The sequence below is a fragment of the Legionella sainthelensi genome (assembly GCF_900637685.1).
Taxonomy (GTDB): domain Bacteria; phylum Pseudomonadota; class Gammaproteobacteria; order Legionellales; family Legionellaceae; genus Legionella; species Legionella sainthelensi.
Map to the genome: position 1 here is coordinate 1,323,763 of NZ_LR134388.1, position 20,884 is coordinate 1,344,646.

Consider the following 20,884-nt stretch of genomic DNA (forward strand, 5'->3'; position numbering starts at 1 on the left):
ACTACTTTGGAGCAAGAAATAGAATGGCAAAGATTATAGGAATAGACTTGGGTACCACCAACTCATGTGTTGCTGTAATGGAAGGTGATAAACCTAAGGTAATTGAAAACAGTGAAGGTCACCGTACTACTCCTTCCATTGTCGCTTTTACAGACGATGGTGAAGTATTGGTTGGACAATCTGCAAAGCGTCAAGCAGTGACTAATCCAGACAGTACCTTGTTTGCAATTAAACGATTAATTGGTCGTCGATTTGATGATGCGATTGTCCAAAAAGATATTAAAATGGTGCCCTACAAGATTATCAAAGCGGATAACGGTGATGCTTGGGTTCGTGTGAAAAATCAGGATAAAGCACCGCCTCAAATCTCTGCTGAAGTATTGCGTAAGATGAAAAAAACTGCAGAAGATTATCTAGGTGAAGAAGTAAAAGAAGCCGTAATTACCGTACCTGCATACTTCAACGATTCTCAACGACAAGCGACAAAAGATGCGGGTCGCATCGCGGGTCTTGAAGTAAAACGTATCATTAACGAGCCTACTGCTGCAGCCCTTGCTTATGGCATGGACAAAAAACGCGGTGATTCAGTTATTGCGGTATATGACCTGGGTGGTGGTACTTTTGATATTTCTATTATTGAAATTGCTGAAGTGGATGGAGAACACCAATTTGAAGTATTAGCTACCAATGGTGATACTTTCTTAGGGGGTGAGGATTTTGACTTGGCATTGATTGATTACCTCGCTTCTGAATTCAAAAAGGATTCCGGTATTGATTTACACAATGATCCATTAGCATTGCAACGACTTAAAGATGCTGCTGAAAAAGCTAAAATTGAACTTTCTTCGGCACAGCAAACTGATGTTAATTTGCCTTATATTACGGCAGATGCCTCCGGACCTAAACATTTAAATATCAAATTGACTCGAGCTAAATTGGAATCTTTAGTAGAGAAATTGGTTGAGCGTACAATAGAACCTTGTAAGACGGCGCTAAAAGATGCGGGCTTAACTGTATCACAAATCAATGAAGTTATTTTGGTTGGTGGTCAAACACGTATGCCTTTAGTTCAAAAAACAGTAGAAGAATTTTTTGGCAAAGAACCACGTAAAGATGTGAATCCTGATGAAGCAGTTGCTGTTGGTGCTGCTATTCAAGCTGCGGTATTATCTGGAGAAGTAAAAGATATTCTCTTGCTTGATGTTACGCCTTTATCTTTAGGTATTGAAACAATGGGTGGAATAATGACGAAGCTCATTGAAAAAATACAACCATTCCAACCAAAACAGCACAGGTCTTCTCTACAGCAGATGATAATCAGACAGCGGTTACTGTGCACGTGCTGCAAGGGGAAAGAGAGCAAGCATCAGCGAATAAATCTTTGGGACGATTTGATTTAAGTGATATTCCCTCTGCACCACGCGGAGTTCCTCAAATCGAAGTTACTTTTGATATTGATGCCAATGGTATTCTTAATGTTTCTGCTAAAGACAAAGCTACAGGTAAAGCGCAATCAATTGTGATTAAGGCTTCCAGTGGTTTGAGTGATGAAGAAGTTGAAGCTATGGTAAAAGATGCTAAATCACATGCAGAAGAAGATAAGAAATTTAAGGAAATGGCTGATCTTCGTAATCAGGCAGATAGCTTAATTCACAGCTGTGAAAAATCTATGAAAGATCTAGCAACAGATCTTACCGATGATGAGAAAAAAGGTATAGAAACGGCTATTGCTGAATTAAAAGAAGCAATTCAAGGTAGTGATAAAGCACAAATTGAAGACAAATTGAAAGTGTTAAGTGATGCATCTGCAAAAATGGCTGAGCGAGTTTATGCTAAAAAGGCATCTGAAGGACAAGCAGGGCAGGGACAAGCACACCAGGAACAGGCACAAACACATGAATCAGCTAAGACGGATGAAAGTGTTGTTGATGCTGAGTTCGAGGAAGTAAAAGACGATAAGAAATAATTGGTTCTATCGTAATATATGATAGCCTGGGTATTCTAGCCTCGGTGAAGCAAAACGTAACTTGAGAAATGAGGACTCATTTCTTGGGTTACGTTGTTGTTGTGGTCATTATGTTTAAGAGCAATAATTTTTCTGTGCAGGCAGAGCACTGCTAATGACTTAAGAGACACGCTTTCAGTCGACATCCAGCGACGTATCTGCAGGATACAATGATGGTGATGGATCTCGCGGACAAGCCGCAGGATGCCGGAATAAAGTATAGATTCCTTAAGTCAACGGTAGTGAGAGGAGGCCCCATTTTCTATAGTACATTGTGCTAACAGGTATAAATGGGTTTCGTTTTTTGCGTGGGAATGAATTTGACATAATGATAGAGACTTTATGTTTCATACTGTTAGAAAAATCCGGACTATGAAGCCTATTAATTTTAAATTTTGTGAGTAGTTATGGAAAAGCGGGATTATTATGAACTTTTAGATGTAAGTCGAACTGCCAGTGATGCTGAAATTAAAAAAGCATATCGCAAGTTGGCAATGAAGTATCACCCAGATCGTAATCCTGGCGATTCTGAAGCAGAAGAAAAATTTAAAGAAATTCAAAGCGCTTACAGCATTTTATCCGATCCGCAAAAACGGGCTGCTTATGACCAATTCGGTCATGCGGGTGTTGATCCTTCTATGCGAGGTGGTCCTGGCGGCTTTGGAGGATTTGGTGGTTTTGGTGATGTTTTCGAAGATATTTTTGAAAATATTTTTTCAGGTGGACGTGGTGCTGGTCGACAATCACGTGGCCAACGTGGTGCTGATTTGCAATTTAATGTGCAATTAACTCTTGAAGAGGCTGCTTTAGGTAAAGAAGTACAAATTACGGTACCAAGACATGGCACGTGTACCGTGTGCAGTGGTTCTGGTGCAAAAGCAGGAACTCAACCAAAAACATGCGAAACATGTAACGGAATAGGGCAGGTAAGGATTCAACAAGGATTTTTCTCGATTCAACAAACGTGTCCTCATTGTCATGGAGAAGGGAAAATTATTTCTGATCCATGCTCAAGTTGTCATGGCCAAGGACGAATACGTGAAAGTAAAAAACTCACCGTCAAAATTCCACCAGGGGTTGATAATGGTGATAGAGTACGATTAAGCGGCGAAGGTGAAGCAGGAGTGCATGGGGGGGGGCCTGGTGATCTTTATGTCCAGGTTAGTATTAAAAAACATACCATATTTGAACGACATGAAAATGATTTGCATTGTGAAGTGCCCATAAGTTTTATCACTGCAGCTTTGGGGGGCTCTATAGAAGTTCCTACTCTTGAAGGACGAGTCACGCTCAAGATTCCTGAAGAAACTCAAACAAGCAAAGTATTTCGTTTAAGGGGCAAAGGAATGAAATCTGTGCGAGGGCACGGTCAAGGTGATTTGCTATGTAAAGTAGTTGTAGAAACTCCCGTTAATTTATCCCGTGAGCAAAAAGAATTATTAACAAAATTCCATGAATCACTTGAAAATGCTAAAGCAAATCATTCTCCGCGATCTAATTCCTGGTTTGCTGGTGTGAAAAAATTCTTTGAAGACATGAAATTTTAAAATAAGTAAGTTACAATTGCTGGCATTTATCTTTATGTGCATTTTTTGAGCTTGAGTGATTCGCATCATTTTGATGATGCAATGTGTCATTCAGGCTGAAATTAAAAATCATTATAAACAACTTAGAGTAGATCCATGATGAACCAACCAGCAATTTTAGCATTAGCCGACGGCACTATTTATAAAGGCATTTCAATAGGAGCGTCAGGTGATTGTGTTGGCGAGTTGGTTTTTAATACGTCGCTAACTGGTTACCAAGAAATGCTTACTGATCCTTCATATGCACGACAAATCATCACTTTAACCACTGCACATGTCGGAAATACAGGATGCAATCATGAGGATATGGAATCTAACAAAGTTTGGGCTTCAGGTTTAGTCATCCGTAATGCTTCAATAATTCACAGTAATTATCGTGCCGAACAATCACTACAAGAATGGCTCAAAAAAAATGGGGTGGTTGGAATTGCTGATATTGACACTCGTGATTTGACCTTACGTTTGCGTGAAAAGGGGGCATTAGGCGCTTGTATCAGTACTGATGTCGAAAATCCTGAATTGGTTTTGGCAAAAGCAAAATCTTTTTCTGGGTTGCAAGGTGTGGATTTAGCACTGGAAGTTTCCAGAAAAACAATAGAGCGCTGGCATGTTGGTTTGGGTGAATGGGGAAAAAACTCTCAACCACAACAATTTCATGTAGTGGCTTATGATTTTGGCGTGAAGCACAATATTTTACGTATCTTATATGACAAAGGCTGTCATTTGACTTTAGTGCCTGCTAAGACCTCAGCAGCGGAAGTTTTGGCAATGAATCCTAATGGTATATTTTTATCGAATGGTCCTGGAGATCCACAAGCGTGTGATTATGCTATTCGCGCAACTCAAGAATTTTTAGTACACAATATCCCCTTATTTGGTATCTGTTTGGGTTTTCAAATCTTAGCTTTAGCATGTGGTGGTGTGACTAAAAAAATGAAGTTCGGTCATCATGGTGCAAATCATCCCGTTATTGAAACGGAAGGTAAAAAACGTGTTTTTATAACCAGCCAAAATCATGGTTTTGCGGTGGATGAAGAAAGTTTGCCGGATTGTCTTGCTATTACTCATCGCTCTTTATTCGATAATACGTTACAAGGTATTAGACATAAAGAGAAGCCTGCTTTAGGCTTCCAAGGACATCCAGAGGCTAGCCCAGGCCCACATGATATAGAAATAGTATTTAATGAGTTTATACAGTTAATGAAATGAAAGAAACTGTCCATTTTTTTCGTCAAGCTTCGATGCATAATCGGTGAAATGTGGGCAGGGATCTGAGAAGCCAATGAGATACAAATACATATTTAAAGAGGATTAACAATGAATGAAAGTCATGTCTTTACTTCAGAATCTGTTTCCGAGGGACATCCGGACAAGATAGCTGATCAAATTTCCGATGCAATTTTAGATGCTATTTTAATGCAAGATCCAACTGCAAGGGTAGCATGCGAGGTATTTGTTAAAACAGGTATGGTATTGGTTGGTGGTGAAATTACTACTAAAGCATGGGTAGATGTAGAGGCAGTTACACGACAAGTAATTAAAGATATAGGTTATAACAGCTCGCAAATGGGATTTGACTGGGAGTCATGTGCAGTACTTTCCGCAATTGGAAAACAATCCCCAGACATTGCTCAAGGCGTAGATAATAAGGAAACCAAAATTCTTGGTGCTGGAGATCAAGGTTTAATGTTTGGTTATGCAAGCCGTGAGACAGACGTTTATATGCCAGCACCTATTGCCTATGCCCATCGACTGATGGAGAAACAAGCTTATTTACGTAAATCAGGGGCTTTACCTTGGTTACGACCAGATGCCAAGTGTCAATTAACCTTAAAATACGAGCATGGGATACCTGTTGAAGTAGATACGGTTGTCTTTTCAACCCAACATGCAGCTGAAATTAGCCATAATGATTTAATTGAAGCAGTGCGTGAAGAAGTGATTAGCACGACGCTACCTACGGAGTGGCTAACGCGAAAAACCCGTTATTTCATCAATCCGACAGGCCGTTTTGTTATTGGCGGTCCTCTAGGCGATTGTGGATTAACGGGACGTAAAATTATAGTGGACACTTATGGTGGTATGGCTAGACATGGAGGAGGATGTTTCTCCGGTAAAGATCCTTCAAAAGTTGATCGTTCAGCAGCTTATGCAGCACGGCATGTTGCTAAAAATATAGTCGCTGCAGGTTTAGCTGATAAGTGTGAATTACAAATTTCTTATGCTATTGGCGTTGCCGAACCTACATCCATTTTTGTTGAAACATTTGGTACAGGACGATTAAAAGATAGTGAAATCATTGAATTAGTCAATACTCATTTTGATTTAACACCACAAGGTATTATTGAATATCATGATTTACTTCGGCCAATCTATAGACAAACAGCAACTTATGGCCATTATGGGCGTGAAACTTTTCCTTGGGAACGTTTAGATAAAGTAGCTGAATTACGTAAGGCATTATGAGGAGGCTGTGATGGAATTAGTCGATAAAGTAGGAGCAAAAGGCAATATGATCCATGATTATAAAGTTGCAGATATGGCGCTGGCGTCTTGGGGACGCAAAGAAATTGCTATAGCAGAGACGGAAATGCCAGGTTTAATGGCTTTACGTGAAGAGTTTGGTGCAACAAAACCCTTGAAAGGCGCTCGTATTGCAGGTTGTTTGCATATGACCATTCAAACAGCGGTGCTTATTGAAACTTTGGTTGCTTTGGGGGCTGAAGTTCGTTGGTCTTCTTGTAATATATTTTCCACTCAAGACCATGCAGCTGCTGCTATTGCAGCTAAAGGTATTCCTGTATTTGCCTGGAAGGGTGAAACAGAGGAAGAATATTGGTGGTGTGTGGAACAAACACTGGCTGGCCCCAATAATTGGGCACCTAATTTATTGCTCGATGACGGCGGTGATTTAACACAAATCATTCATCAAAAATATCCGCAACTATTACCTGATATCAAAGGTGTTTCAGAAGAGACGACTACAGGTGTTGCTCGGTTGTATGAAATGGCCAAACATGGTGAATTAAGTATTCCTGCAATTAATGTGAATGATTCGGTAACTAAGTCTAAGTTCGATAATTTATACGGTTGTCGCGAATCTTTATTGGATGGTTTAAAACGAGCTACTGACGTGATGGTCGCAGGAAAAGTTGCTCTTATTTTAGGTTATGGAGATGTAGGCAAAGGCTGCGCTCAAGCTCTACGGGGCCAAGGTGCTATTGTTTTAATTGCTGAAATTGATCCTATTTGCGCTCTTCAAGCGGCGATGGAAGGTTATCGCGTTGTTACTTTAGATGATGTTGCAGAGCAAGTCGACATTGTGGTTACTGCTACAGGTAATTATCATGTAGTCACGCATGAACATATGAAAAGAATGCGAAATCAAGCTATTTTATGTAATATTGGTCATTTTGATTCCGAAATCGATGTACAAAGCTTGAAAAAATATCAATGGGAAAATATTAAGCCCCAAGTGGATCATGTTATTTTTCCTGATGGGAAACGCATTATACTTTTAGCTGAAGGACGTTTGGTTAATTTAGGTTGTGCAACAGGTCACCCTAGTTTTGTGATGTCGGCCTCTTTTTCCAATCAAGTTTTAGCACAAATTGAATTATTCAAAAATGCTGCTCAATATGAAAAACAAGTTTATGTTCTTCCGAAACTGTTGGATGAAAAAGTTGCTCGGCTGCATTTAGATCGCATTGGTGTGAAGCTAACTCGATTAACTGATGAGCAAGCTCAATATTTAGGTGTTGAGATCAACGGTCCCTTTAAACCGGATCATTATCGTTACTAATTAAAGGTAAGTGCTCTGTTCTACTGCCGTTGACTGAAGAGAACATCATTTTCGCGAAAGCGAAAATCCATTATGTGTTCTCCTATGTGTGAGGATGACTATAAATTTCTTAAGTCAATGGCAGTGCTCCTCGGTTTTAGTCCAATCAATTGTGTTGATAGTTCATATAAGGGGCTGTTGACAATTCAGTTCCTGGCATCTTGAGGCTTTTCCTCCGGACGCTGGGTCTTAGAATACGAATTGCCAATAAACCCTAATTTTTAATAATTTATTATTTATCAATAAGCTAGATTTATTTTTTTCTTTCTTTGCCGTATATAGTAATAGCATTTTGAGATAATTTTGCTCTTGTTTTGCGATTTATCTTATTGCATACTGATTGGCTATGCATTTTTATAAGGAGATTTTGCATGTTGAAGTTAGGGATTTTAAGTCTTAGTCTTTTGTCTATCGCCCATAATGCATTTGCGGCACCCGCAAATGATGCTGTCCGAGTGATAATCAAGTATAAAGAACAAATAACGAGTGTTTCTTCTTTAAAATCGCAAATAAAACAAATTACCCAATTACCTGTGAAGCAAATAAATCCTATGGCGAATGGAGCTTATTTATTAATTTTAGATACTACAAATGGCTCTCTTTCTAAAGAAATAGATAATGAGGATACTACTTCCTTAGTTTTGGACCGTCTGCGTAAAAATCCACAAGTTTTATATGCAGTGAAAGACCGAGTAAGTTACTTTAAACCAGTTCCTGATCCAGAAATTTTGGATGCTGGTAGTTTATTATCCCATGAAATTCAATGGGATGAATTTTCACGTCCTGCAGGAATCATGTTGGAATCTAAGCCGGGCTCTCGAGATGGTGCTTGGTTTTATACTACCGGCTTGTCTAAAGAACCTGTAGTAGTTGCAGTATTAGATACTGGAATAGCCTTAAATGAAAATTTAATAAATAATCTTGTTAAAGATGATGCTGGTAATATATGGGGTTGGAACTTTGCGGGAAATAATAATAATTTAATGGATGAGACCAGATCCTATCATGGTACTCATGTTGCTGGAACAATAGCAGGTTATGGTCATGTGATGAGTGGTATGGGTGAAGACTTAAAAATTCTTCCGCTAAAAATTCCTGGCGCTAATGGAATGTTCTATGAAAGTTCTGTAATCAATGCCATTTATTGGGCTGTAGGTGGCGATGTTCCCGGAGTTCCAAAAAATATTCATCCGGCAAAAATATTGAATATGAGTTTCGGTGTGGATAAAGGACCGAATCAAGAGATTGATTATTGCGATCAGGCGTTACAAGAGGCGGTCTTTTTCGCACGTGAACATGGCGCGGTTCTAGCTGTGGCAGCAGGAAATGATAATGTATGGGAGCATTTTAATGCCCCGGCAATTTGTAATGGAACTATTAAAGTCGCATCTACTGGGCCAGAGGGGCTTCGATCCTATTTTTCTAACTATGGACCTAGTGTGACATTAGCCGCTCCAGGAGGAGACAAACGTTATGGACTTTGGGGTGGTATCTTATCCACGGTGAATCCAGGAGGTGGTTATGGAGGATCTGGATTTGATTTTTATCAAGGAACGAGTATGGCAACGCCCCATGTTGCAGGTGTTGCAGGATTAATTCTTGCCGCAAGTAATAAAGCACTTAGCTCTGAGCAAATTGAGCAGTTACTTTATATTACAACACATGATTTTGGAGTAAGTTCTGACTCGAATAAATCTTGTGTAGGAAAGAAACCTTGCGGACATGGAATTTTGGATGCTGAAAATGCCGTTAAAGCTGCAGCAGCAGGGTATGATTTACTCTTTTCATCCCCTAAAACCAAAAGTTTAGCGATGAAAAATTGTGGGAAAAATTCATTAACACCAGGTAAGTCGCGGGTTGTTATCGATGGTGTGACTTGGGTACTAAATAACGCGGCTTGTGAAACTCTGGATAGTTTTCAAAAACCTCATATAGAGCAAACTAAAAATGGTGCTATTATTGCTCATTATGGCTCGATAAGTTATCACCTTGATCAAAGTGCTTATAAAGAATGTCAGGTTATTGGTTATGATGGGGTAGGGTGTTACCTATAATTATAATTTACCTCTCCTGAAGAGCTTATGTTCCCAAGTTTTATAACTTGTGAGTAAGGGAATAGAGGAGGGGTAAGGTTTTTATCTGGGATCGATTCGAGGCAATCGAAGTGATAGCTGCATCATGGAAGAATGAGCAAATATAAAATAACTCAGGAACGTTGTCTCAGTAATGTATTCGAATTCTTTAAAAAAATGGGCGTAAGCGTTTTGCCGTCGCACGTTGTTCTAATTGCTCTGAAGACCTTTTGGGGGCTGGGTATAAAGTATATTGAGGATGTGGTTTATAGATTGAAGGCATGATTTGAAGTACTTCTTCTGCTTGTCTTAAAAGCAGATCAACTTTGTTATTTATTGGTTGATTCAAATTTATTTTTTCATAAAGTTCCTTTGCTTCACCTATGCCATTTAATATTGCTTGATAAAATTGAGAAATAGGTCCTCTAAGGGCTGCTATATGATCAAATATTGGTCCAACAGATTGGTGTTCTAAAAGCAGTCTCACGTTATTTTGCAGTTGTTGAATTAAGCTTATAAAGTGATTGTTTAGTGAGATAAGTTTCTGCATTCCTTTTATAATTGAGTTTTGTTTTACAGGTTTATTTGGCTTTAATCCAAATTGGACGTGCTCTTTTTGATAATGGTTCGTAATTTTTAATAACGCACTCACGAGTAGAGAGAGCGCATGAAGCATTTGTTTTAAATCATCATTGCCTAAAGCATAGGCTAATCGATCAAAATTCATTTTGGCTGAGTGTTGTGGTTGCACTCCTAAGAGATAAAGCAGGTTTTGATCAAGCTGAAAAAGTATTGCTAGTGCATCTTGGCAACCGAATCTATATTGAAGCACTAGTTGAATGGAATACACGGTATCTTCCATAAAAGATACCTCGGCTGGTTTTGAGTCTTCACCTAATTCATCTAGAATTTTTTTAGAAGATTCTATGTTTTTTCTCGCTTCATCCACTAAGCTTTGTAATTGGTCTATCTTTATGTCACTCATGCTGCTTCTTAGAAATTTTAATCGATAAAGCTATTCATTATAGTATAAAACATAGATACGAGTTTCGACAAAAAATCTTTTTAATCAGCAAGAAATTACCTCATAAAAATGTATAAGCTCTCTTTTTTATATCTATAATTTCAATCATAATGCTGTTGGTTTAATTATATAAAATTAAAGAAAAAAATAGGGAAAAACTAAAAAAGTTATTTCAATAATGCGGAAGGATGACTAATGTCTGAGATACAAATGCCATTAGCCCGAGAGATTCACTTTAAAACCAGGAGAAAAAATGTTTATTAAACCTTTAGTTGCAGTCCTTAGTATAGGCTTGTATTTTAGTCCTATCTTAGCAGTTGCAGATGATATGAAAGTGTGTAATGCATTTCAGCAAGGAAATTGTGAGCGTTTTTGTCAAGCCCACCAAGGGGTTAAATCGTGCATCATTGATATCACTAAAAGAAGTGGTACTTGTACTTGTACTGATGGAACATCACACACTAAATAATAAATTAGGACTCACAATACGAGAGTGGAGAAGACCACTCTCGTATTTTACAATTAAAGCGCTTGTTGTATGACTAATGTCCATGTTTTTTTGCATTTTAGCAAATTAAAACTGAGCAATTTTTAAATCACAACATGATTCAGTTACTTCATTTAAATGCGATACCACTGTAGTAAGGCAGCGACTCATCAAGTAAAGAGGATTAAAAGCAAGAGAAACAAGTGCTGAACAGGCGGCAATAATACTCATAGTTGCATCAACTACTGTATTCGCCAGGGATTGTTTAAATGCAGCACTTATACTGGAACTGCTTTCTGAACTAGGACTAAAAACGGCTAATAACAAAGCAGGAACAACCAGTAATATAGTTGCGATTAAATGAATCAAACTTTTTAAAAATAATAGGGTTGCATTGATACCGAGCCAAAGAGGGCTATGAATGGGACATGCTAGCACACTTGTAAATTCATCTAAAGCTTTAACCGGTTTGAAATAGGACTGTTGAGGAATAGGAATCAAGTGCGAGTATTTATTTCTTAATGAGTTATATTGATTCCAACTGCATCTAATATTGGCAAAAAAACTATCGTGATAAGGCATAATACATCTCTTTTTATTATTTATTTACAGAATGATACTTAGGTTACTCTGAGATTATAAAGAAATTTTTCCGCAAGCAATACGTGTACCTCCACCACCCAAAGGCGGATTATCACTATAATTATCCCCTCCTTCATGAACCATAATAGAATGTCCCTGGATATCTTTAGTTTTTAAACGAGGTGCTAGTAGAGTGGTTACTGCGGTTCCCTTACTATCGACCATTAATACTGGTAAATCACCCAGATGGCCTTGGCCATATGGACCTTGGTGACTGTTTGTATTTGCAGGGTCTAAGTGCCCCCCTGCATTCATAGCATGATCCCCACAATCTGGATGTTGGTGAATATGAAAACCATGAATGCCAGCAGGAAGCCCTGTTAGTTGGGGTTTAATCAGCAAACCGTATTGACTGTCTTCAAAGACAATTTTCCCTGCTGAAGTTCCATTTGTTGTATAAACATCACTAGTTACAGTACCTGCATTTGCGGTGGTGGCAATCAATATAGCGAGCATACTGAGTATAATTTGTTTTGAGTGATTTGTTTTGGCCATATTTAAATCCTTTTTAGTGACAATCTTTCCATTCTAACATAGCATATCGGGTATAGGTCATTTAAACATTAAATTTCAAAATAAATTAAAGAAGCAAAAGACTTCTCTAAGGTTTTTATTATGACTCAATACGTAACAACGTCAAAAATTAGAACAGCTGCTTTAGAAGATGCCGCGGCTATAGCTCAAATTCATATCTCTTCTTGGCAAAAGATGTACAAAGACTTTATTCCAGAAACGATATTACAAAACTTATCTCTGCAAGATCGCACCCAGCAGTGGCATGATTTAATAATGCAACATGTAAAAGTATTAATAATTGAAATTAATCAGCAAATTGTTGGTTTTGCAAGCATAGGCACTTTTCATAATTTTGGTACCGATGGCTCAATGGGAGAAATCAAAGCAATTTATTTACATCCTGATTATTGGCGCAAAGGATTAGGAACTCAATTATGTACTGCTGCTATCTCTGAACTTACAAAATTAGGATATAAAAAAGTACTTTTATGGGTATTTGAAGACAATCATCAAGCGCGAAAATTTTACGATGCTCTAGGATTTGAAGTAACAAGTTCCACCAAACTAGAAGAGTTTTATGAGGGTGGGGCTCTATTAAAAGAAGTTCTTTATCAAAAAGTAATTTAAATTATCAAGTCAGACAGAATGGATTGATTTTTAATTGATCAGCTTGATCTGCAATTGAATTTAAATCGTCTGTATAATACAATACTGCCACCATGATTTAAGGGACTCATTAAACTCCCTTTAAATCACCGCAACTTATCTTCTCCATAAGGATAGCTCGGAGGACTGGTAGATCCTAGTATTCAAGAATAAACGGGTTTGTTGCTGAAATAAAGCATGCTTAAATGATTCTTGTTCACTGATTCCAAAAATTAAGAACAGGCATTCAGGTTCGTACTTTATGTCAGCGAAGAGATAATATCCGTTTACAGTTCTTGACTCATTTTTTCAGTATGTTTTATCTCAATTGGCTAAAAATCAACCTGATTTTTAGCCGAACAACATAAAGCCCTTCAAAGTCGTTATCCTTGTGCTGGGCAAATTATCTTGATTGATACTGATGAGAAAAATCGGAAATTAAATCCCACTTTAAGCGGAGCGGATGCGAATGTTTATGCGCGTTTTTGTTTTAAGGTATCACCCCACCCTTGTTCCATACCACTTCCTTTTTTGTTGCTAGGAATAAAGAAAAATTGCAGCAGTTGGCACTTGGTTTTGAGCATAAGCTACTTCCAAAACTCATAGAAAGCATCAAGCAATTTGGAGAGTAACCAATAAAGAGGGCGTTTCAATCTTTGGGAGAGCGGGTGAAACTTATCACTAAAAAAGTATGGTGCTGTGTTAACAAATTTGTATTAAGTTCCACAAAAAGTTTGGCATACACGCTCATGCGCCAAGGGCAAACATTGTAAATGTTCCGTGTTTTTTTGTTGTTGAAAAGGGTTTTTCAATACGTTTAAAAGAGTGTCCATTAAAGTACTGTCTTTATTTTCAATAAAATCTTTTATTGCATTTTCTACCAAATGATTTCTAGGAATATAAGCGGGGTTTACCTGATTCATTCTGTTTTTTATTTTTTGAAGGTCAACTTCTTGATGTTTGATTTGATTTAACCAATCAGAAACCCATTGTTTACTCTTAGGTTGGTCTCCTAGTGCTTTTATTAGATTTATTTGTTCATTATGAGAGTCAATTGCATTGCTCATAAGACGAAAAGTATTGGTAAAATCAGGCTTATATTGTTGCATTAAACTAAAAAAATTATTAACTAATTCTGCAATCGAATTACTTTCACCAATTAAGCCTAATTTTTCTCTTATCTTTACGCCCCAGTAATAATAAAAACGCTCTTTAAAGGAATCCAATATTTCGTGTAATTGGGTTAATGCGTGTTTCTCTTTAGAATCGAATAAAGGTAATAATGCATACTGAAATTGAGCTAAATTCCATTTGGCAATAGACGCTTGATTGCCAAAAGCATATCGACCAGTAACATCAATGGAGCTAAATACAGTATCAAAATCAAATTCATCCATAAACGCACAAGGACCATAATCAATGGTTTCACCAGATATAGTCATGTTGTCTGTATTCATAACCCCATGAATAAAACCGACACCCATCCATTCAGCAATCAGGCTCGCTTGGCGATCAACAACGGCTTTAAATAATTCAAGATAAGGATTTTCACTTTGTAAAAGCGCTGGATAATGTCGGTCGAGTGCATAGTGTGCTAATGATTTTAATAAATGATGTTCTTTAAGTGATGCCGCATATTCAAATGAGCCTACTCGTAAGCTGCTCGATGCTATTCGTGTTAGTACACCTAGAGGTACAGGGCCGTTTTGACGATAAATTTGCTCTTCACTTGCAATTGCAACCAAACAACGGGTGGTGGGAATTTGTAAACCATGCATTGCTTCACTAATGAGATATTCTCTTAAAACCGAAGCTAATGGTGCTCTACCATCACCCATGCGAGAAAACTTTGTTCTGCCAGAGCCTTTTAATTGAATATCCCATCGTTTTCCGTCTTCGCTACATGCTTCCCCAAGCAAAACTGCGCGACCATCACCTAAAAGAGGGACATAGTAACCGAATTGATGTCCTGCATAAGCCAATGCAATACTCTTAAGATGTGCTGGGATCGAATTGCCCGCATAAAACTGTAGGTATTTTTTCTCATTGGCAGGGGATATTTGGGGTACTCTAAGAAAAGAGGCTAATTCAAGATTAAATTTGACTAAATAGGGATTTGCAATGGGGGTAGGATTTATTTCCTCATAAAAATCAGTGGGTAATTTTAAATAAGAACTACTGTAAATTTTAGAATCCAAGGCAAACCTCACAAATGTTCTATTTTAAATGTTTCATCAAAATCCTTCAATTTAATCTATAAATGTGTAATATCATCATCCTTGAGATCGAAAGATAGTGAATAAATTAAAGTTAGAAATCTATCTTCAGCATAGATTCCCTAGCCCCTCTGCTTACGCAGAGGATGACGTTCTTCCATGTGTCCTCTATTCCTCTCAACCGTCACCTTTTCTCGCAGCGGAAGGTCTCAAGGCAAGAAGTTTTGCTGGATATTTCATCTTGCAGCATGGCTGTTTTCTTATCCCAATTCTTCATTAATTAAGAGATATTCTTTTTATATTATAGCTCTTGGATTAGTTGTTTTAGATTTTGTATATTCTTATACAAAGTTAATTTTTTTCTGCTCCTAATTTTTCGGAGATGTCTCCCACCAAACTAACATCTAACGGATTAATTGACTCACTACGTATTTTTGATGAGAAATCAAATTTGGTTAAATCCACCCATATCAAATTGGGTGTTATGGTGGAGTTGAAAAAAAACATTTTATTTTTTAAGTCGGCGATTGTTACCCAACGAGTAGGCCATGCATCCTCAGTTTTATTTCCAGAAGTATCCACTGCTCCAAAGGGTACCATAACGGTACGGATGATTGAAAATACGCCAGCAATTGCGTCCTGATTATTTGTTGCATTAGGCAAAGAGTGTAAGTAGTATGATGCTCTAACAAAACGACTCAAAGGATCAGGATCGCCGGGGATAGGTAAATTTCCACCAAATGAACGATATTTTTTAAGATTATTGAGTTGAATAGTGTAAGCCGGTTCGTTGGTCATCACTCGATAATTATGGCCGTGATAAACCTTCATTTTTCCTTCAATGTACTCAATAACTGCAGAATCTCCATTTGAATCTTCAATTGCTAAATGAATTGGCCAGGTTTTTCCATGCAATTTTGTTGCAACAATTTGAAATTTATCGATTGCTTGGAGGGCATCATTAACGGTTTTAAAATTGTCGAGGACATATTGAGCCCAGAGCAAATTAGAAAGAGACGGCTTACTATTATCAATTTTTGGATATTTTGTTTCTGATAAATACAGAAGATGGGCAGCAAGACCTTCCTCATTCATGCCATCCGAAGCAGCATTAGAATTGAAGGCTGTAACAACAATGCTTCCATATTTAGACTTCCATTTTACTGAGTTAGCTCCAGTATTACCATAACGCTCTATATTCCTAGAATAAATCACTAAAGAAGGCATATCAGAAATATATAAATCCATAGTACGTGCCACTGTAGGGCTGATTCCATTATTATTGGAAAATACAGTGGAACAACAGTAACCATTTGATGTTAAAAGATAAATTATTAGAAGGGTACTTTCTATTTTTGATTTAAGTGTCATGCCAAAATCCTTTTGAAGTCATTGTAGTTCGATTAATTCATTTTACTATAACAAGAGTTTTTAAACTCTGAATAGATTGATCTCAAATTGATAAATTAAATTTTATTGAATTTACGTGCTTAGGGAGCTAATTTCTAAATGATTATTTTTTTGGTAAGTGTGCTTGGACAAGAAGTCGGGTTTCCTCGCATGGGAAATAACCTTGATTTAAAATTTTTATAAAAATTTGATCACAACACTCTATTAGTCTTATGAAGTCTTGCGTTTTAATTCCTTGACTTATAAGAACTGCAGCAGTTTCTCGAAATAAAGTTAAGCTGGAGATGAGCTTTTGAGCATCCACTGTTCCTCCCATTAAGATGGTGAGAGGGGTTTTTTCAAGTTGTTGTAATATTAACTGAGCTATTTCGTAATAATTGTGAAATAGTTCTTTATTTTGTATAAATTCACAAGCTTCATTTAAATCTACTATGCCAAAATATTTAGCTGTAGAACTATATCCAAGGGTGGCTAGTTGAGGAAAAATATACCAGATCCAATGGCTCCTTTTTTTGCCTGCTTTGATTTCAGCATAAGCACTTTGGTAGGAAGGATAAAAATCTTTACCTCGTTGTGCTTCAATGAAACGTCGAATAGGGGGCATCAGAATTATCCTTAAGGTTCTGAAGGTATTTCTATATCATTATTAATAGTAAAGGCGAGGTGATAGAGCAAGTAAAATAAATTTTTTAGGTCAAGTAAAAATTGAGTTTATTCCCCAAGACCTAGCAGGCCTTGAGGGAAGAAAAAATTAGTAGCTTAAAATTCGTCGCAATTCTGCTTCTTGTAAACGGGTAGCAAATGACTCATCAGATTCTTTTGCTATAGCCCTGGCTTTATCAATTGAATTAACACTGATTTTACTCCTAGGTGGAGTGGTGAAGAAACGTTGATTTTTCGTTGCATCGAAAAGATTATCGATATGCTTTTTATAGTTTTCTTCAGGAGTATCAACAACTCGTTTTGTTTTTAAGGAATAAGTTCGTGTTTCATGATCAATTTTTTGGTGTTTACTTGGTGTGACTAATTCTGTTTGCTCTGTAACTCGTTTGGTGGAAATTCCTCTGGGTTTATGTTCGAATAATTGCGCTACAGTGGTTGTCCAATGCATATTGCCTTCATTATTTAAGGTAATGGTTGGATAACCCGGGGTAGTAGGACCATTAACATGGCCAGTGACATGGAAAGTGACTTTTAGTCTTTCTGCAATTCCATTTAAATCACTATGTGTAGCCCATCTTCCTCTTTGCTTAATTTGTTCAATTCCATTTAAGATAACAGAGTGGGAGCTTCTATCATTCAGAGACAGTACGTCAATTAACAGCACTTCTTTAACATAAGCGTTTTCAATTTGCTGTGCTTTGTCAAAAGGTTGCCCTCTAAGTATTGGTCGAAGTGACCGAGCGGTATTTTGTGCTAATTGCAACACTTCAGGAGATAATGCTAATTCATTATACTGACTTATTTGCTCTAGGCTGCTGCTTCTTCTTAAGTAAAATTGTACTAACTCCATGAATTTGCCATAGACAATTGAACCTTCAACCTTAGTTTGTGCTTCATTTGATGTTAATTCTGTATATATTCGGTTTAACAGATCTTCTTTATTCACATTAACCGTAATATTTCTTAAAGACATTTGTAGTGCAATTAATTGATCTTTTTTGTAACTATAAGGTAAGCAAGCTAACCAATCCAGGTCAATCGCTAGGATATCTTGGAGACTCATGCCAAGTCCTTCGTTTTTCCAACGATTAAAAGTATTGCTTTTTCCACTCGAATAATATTCATGTTGAATGGCATGGATTAAACCTATTGCGAAAGCATAAAATCCACAATCACCCCCACCTGGATTATCTATTCTAAAAGACATATTTATACTCACTCTGTAGTTATATGGACCCAATTATAAGGTAAAAATATTAAGTAACTATTATGTTTGAGGGTATAGTGTGGTTATTTTAATGGCAAAGTGATTTTTTAATATTCTCTGTCTTTTATCCAGATGCTAATTTCAGTCTGGCTTTCATCAATAACTTGAAGAACTTGTTGATATAATCTCTCTAATAATTCATGTTGGCCATTTTTCCAAAAACGCTCCAGATGTTGACACGCTATTTTCATGCGGGTGGCACCAACATATATGGCACCTCCTTTAATTTTATGAGCAAATTTTTGAACTTCTTCCCAATCACCTTGTGCATGGGCCTTTTCCAGCATAGAACGATCTTCGGTTAATGAATATTCAAGCATTAGTTTGAGCATGTCATAAAGTATTTTTTCTGTACCAGTAGTTTTAATTCCTTCTTTAATGTCGAATATTGGAAATGCGGAAAGTTCAAAAAGCTCCGCGTGTAAATTAGATGAATCAGTGGACTCTATCTTGGGAGTTTGTACTTCAGGAATAAACGTATTCAAAATATCACGACAATTTTTAGGGGTTAATGGTTTATTGATGACAGCGTTCATACCTGACTCAATACATCGTTGTTTGTTTTCATCGCCCACATGAGCTGTTAGGGCAATGATTGGTGTATGGAGATTTTTCGCAATTTCTTGTACCCGAATATGGTGAGTTACTTGGTAGCCATCCATATCGGGTAAGCCTATGTCCATGAATATCAAATCATATTTATTTTGTCGCCAATAGGTTAAAGCAGATTGTCCATCAATAGCTATATCTACATGACAGTTGCACTGATTTAGGAAGGTTTTCGCTACAATTTGTGCAATTGGATTGTCCTCAACCACTAAAATTCGATGTCGAAATAATGTTGTGGTGCTATCTGCTTTATTGGTAATGCTTCCCGTTTTTTGTTTTAGAGTTGTTTCCTTTAGTTCAGAAAAATATTGGTCAACGCCAGTATCCTCTTCTAATAGAGCTACTTTTAATGGGATGATGCAAGTAAATGTTGTTCCTTTTGAGACGGTGCTTTTCACATAAATTTCTCCATCTAACTCATCAACAAACTGTTTGATTACTGCAAGGCCAAGACCAGCACCTGTATAAATACCTTTATAAGAAGGAGTTAGTTTTTTGAATTGAAGAAAAATTTCTTGTTGTTTGTCTTGTGGAATACCTATGCCGGTGTCTTCTACTATAAACTTCAGAATCACTTCACGACCTTCTTGTTTCGCAAGTAGGGCTGTCAATTTTACAAAACCGGAATCAGTAAAATTTAATGAATTAGTAAGTAGCTCAAGTATAATTCGATGAATGCGAATATTATCACCAATCAGATATTTGGGAATATTTTTATCAAAATCAAGTGATAAACTAAGACGTTTCGAAAATGCTTTAGCTTTATTTAAATCAATCAAATGTTGTAATATGTTTTGTAATTTAAATTTTTTCTTCACTTTAGGTATTTCACCCGAGCTCACATGGATTGCTTCAAGGACTTCATCCATAAAATCTAGTAAAGCATGGCTAGAGGCTACTAAATTATCGGCATATTCTTTGAGGCGAGGATTTTGAGCTTCCTCCTTAATGATATCGGAGAATCCAACAATACCGGTTAATGGGGTACGAATATCATGACGCATATTTTCAAGAAATTCTGTTTTGGCACGGTTTGCTGTTTCAGCTTTTTCTTTGGCAATATTTAGCTCTGCTTCGATTTTTTTTCGCTCAGTAATGTCAACAGACATCCCTAATACACCTATGATTTCACCATTTTTATTACGTATTGGTAATTTATGACTTAAAAAAATGGCATCTTTACCCTTTACTTGAATGATTTCTTCAATCACTTCTGTTTCTCCAGTTTCCATAATTTGGCGATCATTTTTGCGAATTAATTCTGCTTGTTCTTTTTCCCAGGGTAAATCGAAATCAGTTTTTCCAATAACTTCATAGCCGAATTGCAATCCCGCGCTTTGTGCTTGGCGATTATTACATCCTTGATAAACCCCACTTTTATCTTTCCAATAAACATGGCCTGGCATATGTGCAATAATGTTTTCTAATGTAGACTGAGTATTTTCTTGATTTGAAAGAAGACGTTCTTCTCGTTGTTTTCGGTGGGTAATATTTAAAGAGACACCAATAATGCCTATGACATTTCCCTGAGCATCTCTGAGTGGAGTTTTTTTAGTTAATACAGTAACTTGTTGCCCATCAGCTAATGTTGCCGTTTCTTCCATTTCTAAAGCAGAATTAAGCGCCATTACCCTTAAGTCATTATTGCGTATTGTTTCAGCCGATTCTACCCATGGCATATCGAAATCGGTTTTACCTATTACTGATTTCATTCCGACCATTTCAAGCATAGTATCATTGCATCCTAAATACCTTCCTTCTTTATCCTTCCAATAAACGCTCCCGGGAAGTTCTTTGATAATATTTGAGAGAATTAAAGCGTTTGCATCAACAGATAGGAGTCCTGTAGGCATTTGATGATAAACAGTTTTGTCTTTAGTTTTTTCTGCCATATGTAATTC

At 37.1% G+C, this 20,884-nt stretch carries 15 protein-coding genes and 1 pseudogene; 8 read left to right on the forward strand and 8 right to left on the reverse strand.

Features of this window, described 5'->3' with window-relative positions; translation table 11 throughout:
• Positions 1–23: 23 nt before the first annotated feature.
• The 6 genes and pseudogenes from dnaK (at position 24) to EL220_RS05965 (ending at position 9,486) form a co-directional block, all read left to right on the forward strand.
• A pseudogene (gene dnaK / locus EL220_RS05940) lies at positions 24–1,966 on the forward strand (molecular chaperone DnaK).
• 446 nt (positions 1,967–2,412) lie between these two features.
• Positions 2,413–3,552, forward strand: a complete 1,140-nt coding sequence (gene dnaJ, locus EL220_RS05945; RefSeq protein WP_027271613.1) for a molecular chaperone DnaJ — start codon at positions 2,413–2,415, stop codon at positions 3,550–3,552.
• 135 nt (positions 3,553–3,687) lie between these two features.
• Positions 3,688–4,800 (forward strand): glutamine-hydrolyzing carbamoyl-phosphate synthase small subunit, encoded by a 1,113-nt coding sequence (carA, locus tag EL220_RS05950; RefSeq protein WP_027271612.1) that lies wholly within the window; start codon positions 3,688–3,690, stop codon positions 4,798–4,800.
• Positions 4,801–4,908: 108 nt separating this feature from the next.
• Complete coding sequence (metK, locus tag EL220_RS05955) at positions 4,909–6,057, forward strand: methionine adenosyltransferase (protein ID WP_027271611.1); 1,149 nt, start codon at positions 4,909–4,911, stop codon at positions 6,055–6,057.
• Positions 6,058–6,067: 10 nt separating this feature from the next.
• Entirely contained in the window at positions 6,068–7,393 is a 1,326-nt protein-coding gene (ahcY, locus tag EL220_RS05960) for an adenosylhomocysteinase (RefSeq protein WP_027271610.1), read from the forward strand.
• A 410-nt stretch (positions 7,394–7,803) separates the two neighbouring features.
• Positions 7,804–9,486 carry a S8 family serine peptidase gene (locus tag EL220_RS05965; protein ID WP_027271609.1) on the forward strand — a complete coding sequence of 561 codons (1,683 nt, stop codon included), beginning with the start codon at positions 7,804–7,806 and terminating at the stop codon, positions 9,484–9,486.
• A gap of 187 nt (positions 9,487–9,673) precedes the next feature.
• Here EL220_RS05965 and EL220_RS05970 read toward each other — a convergent pair whose 3' ends face one another.
• Positions 9,674–10,489 (reverse strand): hypothetical protein, encoded by an 816-nt coding sequence (locus tag EL220_RS05970; RefSeq protein ID WP_027271608.1) that lies wholly within the window; start codon positions 10,487–10,489, stop codon positions 9,674–9,676.
• A 292-nt stretch (positions 10,490–10,781) separates the two neighbouring features.
• On the opposite strand from EL220_RS05970, the gene EL220_RS05975 reads away from it, so the two are divergent.
• Positions 10,782–10,997 (forward strand): hypothetical protein, encoded by a 216-nt coding sequence (locus EL220_RS05975; RefSeq protein WP_027271607.1) that lies wholly within the window; start codon positions 10,782–10,784, stop codon positions 10,995–10,997.
• Positions 10,998–11,102: 105 nt separating this feature from the next.
• Here the strand turns inward: EL220_RS05975 and EL220_RS05980 are convergent, their stop codons facing one another.
• Entirely contained in the window at positions 11,103–11,597 is a 495-nt protein-coding gene (locus EL220_RS05980) for a hypothetical protein (protein WP_027271606.1), read from the reverse strand.
• A gap of 54 nt (positions 11,598–11,651) precedes the next feature.
• On the reverse strand, positions 11,652–12,152 hold the full coding sequence (locus EL220_RS05985) for a superoxide dismutase family protein (RefSeq protein ID WP_027271605.1): 501 nt from the start codon (positions 12,150–12,152) through the stop codon (positions 11,652–11,654).
• A 120-nt stretch (positions 12,153–12,272) separates the two neighbouring features.
• Here EL220_RS05985 and EL220_RS05990 point away from each other — a divergent pair, with 120 nt between their 5' ends.
• Complete coding sequence (locus EL220_RS05990; protein ID WP_027271604.1) at positions 12,273–12,800, forward strand: GNAT family N-acetyltransferase; 528 nt, start codon at positions 12,273–12,275, stop codon at positions 12,798–12,800.
• A gap of 734 nt (positions 12,801–13,534) precedes the next feature.
• Here EL220_RS05990 and EL220_RS05995 read toward each other — a convergent pair.
• The 5 genes from EL220_RS05995 to EL220_RS06015 all read right to left on the reverse strand — a co-directional run bounded on the left by EL220_RS05995 (position 13,535) and on the right by EL220_RS06015 (position 20,875).
• Complete coding sequence (locus EL220_RS05995) at positions 13,535–15,016, reverse strand: protein adenylyltransferase SelO (protein WP_027271603.1); 1,482 nt, start codon at positions 15,014–15,016, stop codon at positions 13,535–13,537.
• 369 nt (positions 15,017–15,385) lie between these two features.
• The gene (locus EL220_RS06000; protein WP_051544745.1) at positions 15,386–16,405 is read right to left on the reverse strand and encodes a linear amide C-N hydrolase; all 1,020 of its coding nucleotides are present in this window, start codon (positions 16,403–16,405) and stop codon (positions 15,386–15,388) included.
• Between the two features lie 142 nt (positions 16,406–16,547).
• On the reverse strand, positions 16,548–17,048 hold the full coding sequence (locus EL220_RS06005) for a DUF1810 family protein (protein WP_027271602.1): 501 nt from the start codon (positions 17,046–17,048) through the stop codon (positions 16,548–16,550).
• A 147-nt stretch (positions 17,049–17,195) separates the two neighbouring features.
• Positions 17,196–18,314: a hypothetical protein gene (locus EL220_RS06010; RefSeq protein ID WP_027271601.1), complete on the reverse strand. Its 1,119-nt coding sequence runs from the start codon at positions 18,312–18,314 to the stop codon at positions 17,196–17,198.
• Positions 18,315–18,421: 107 nt separating this feature from the next.
• Positions 18,422–20,875, reverse strand: coding sequence for a PAS domain-containing sensor histidine kinase (locus EL220_RS06015; protein ID WP_027271600.1), 2,454 nt, complete (start codon positions 20,873–20,875; stop codon positions 18,422–18,424).
• Positions 20,876–20,884 lie beyond the last annotated feature (9 nt).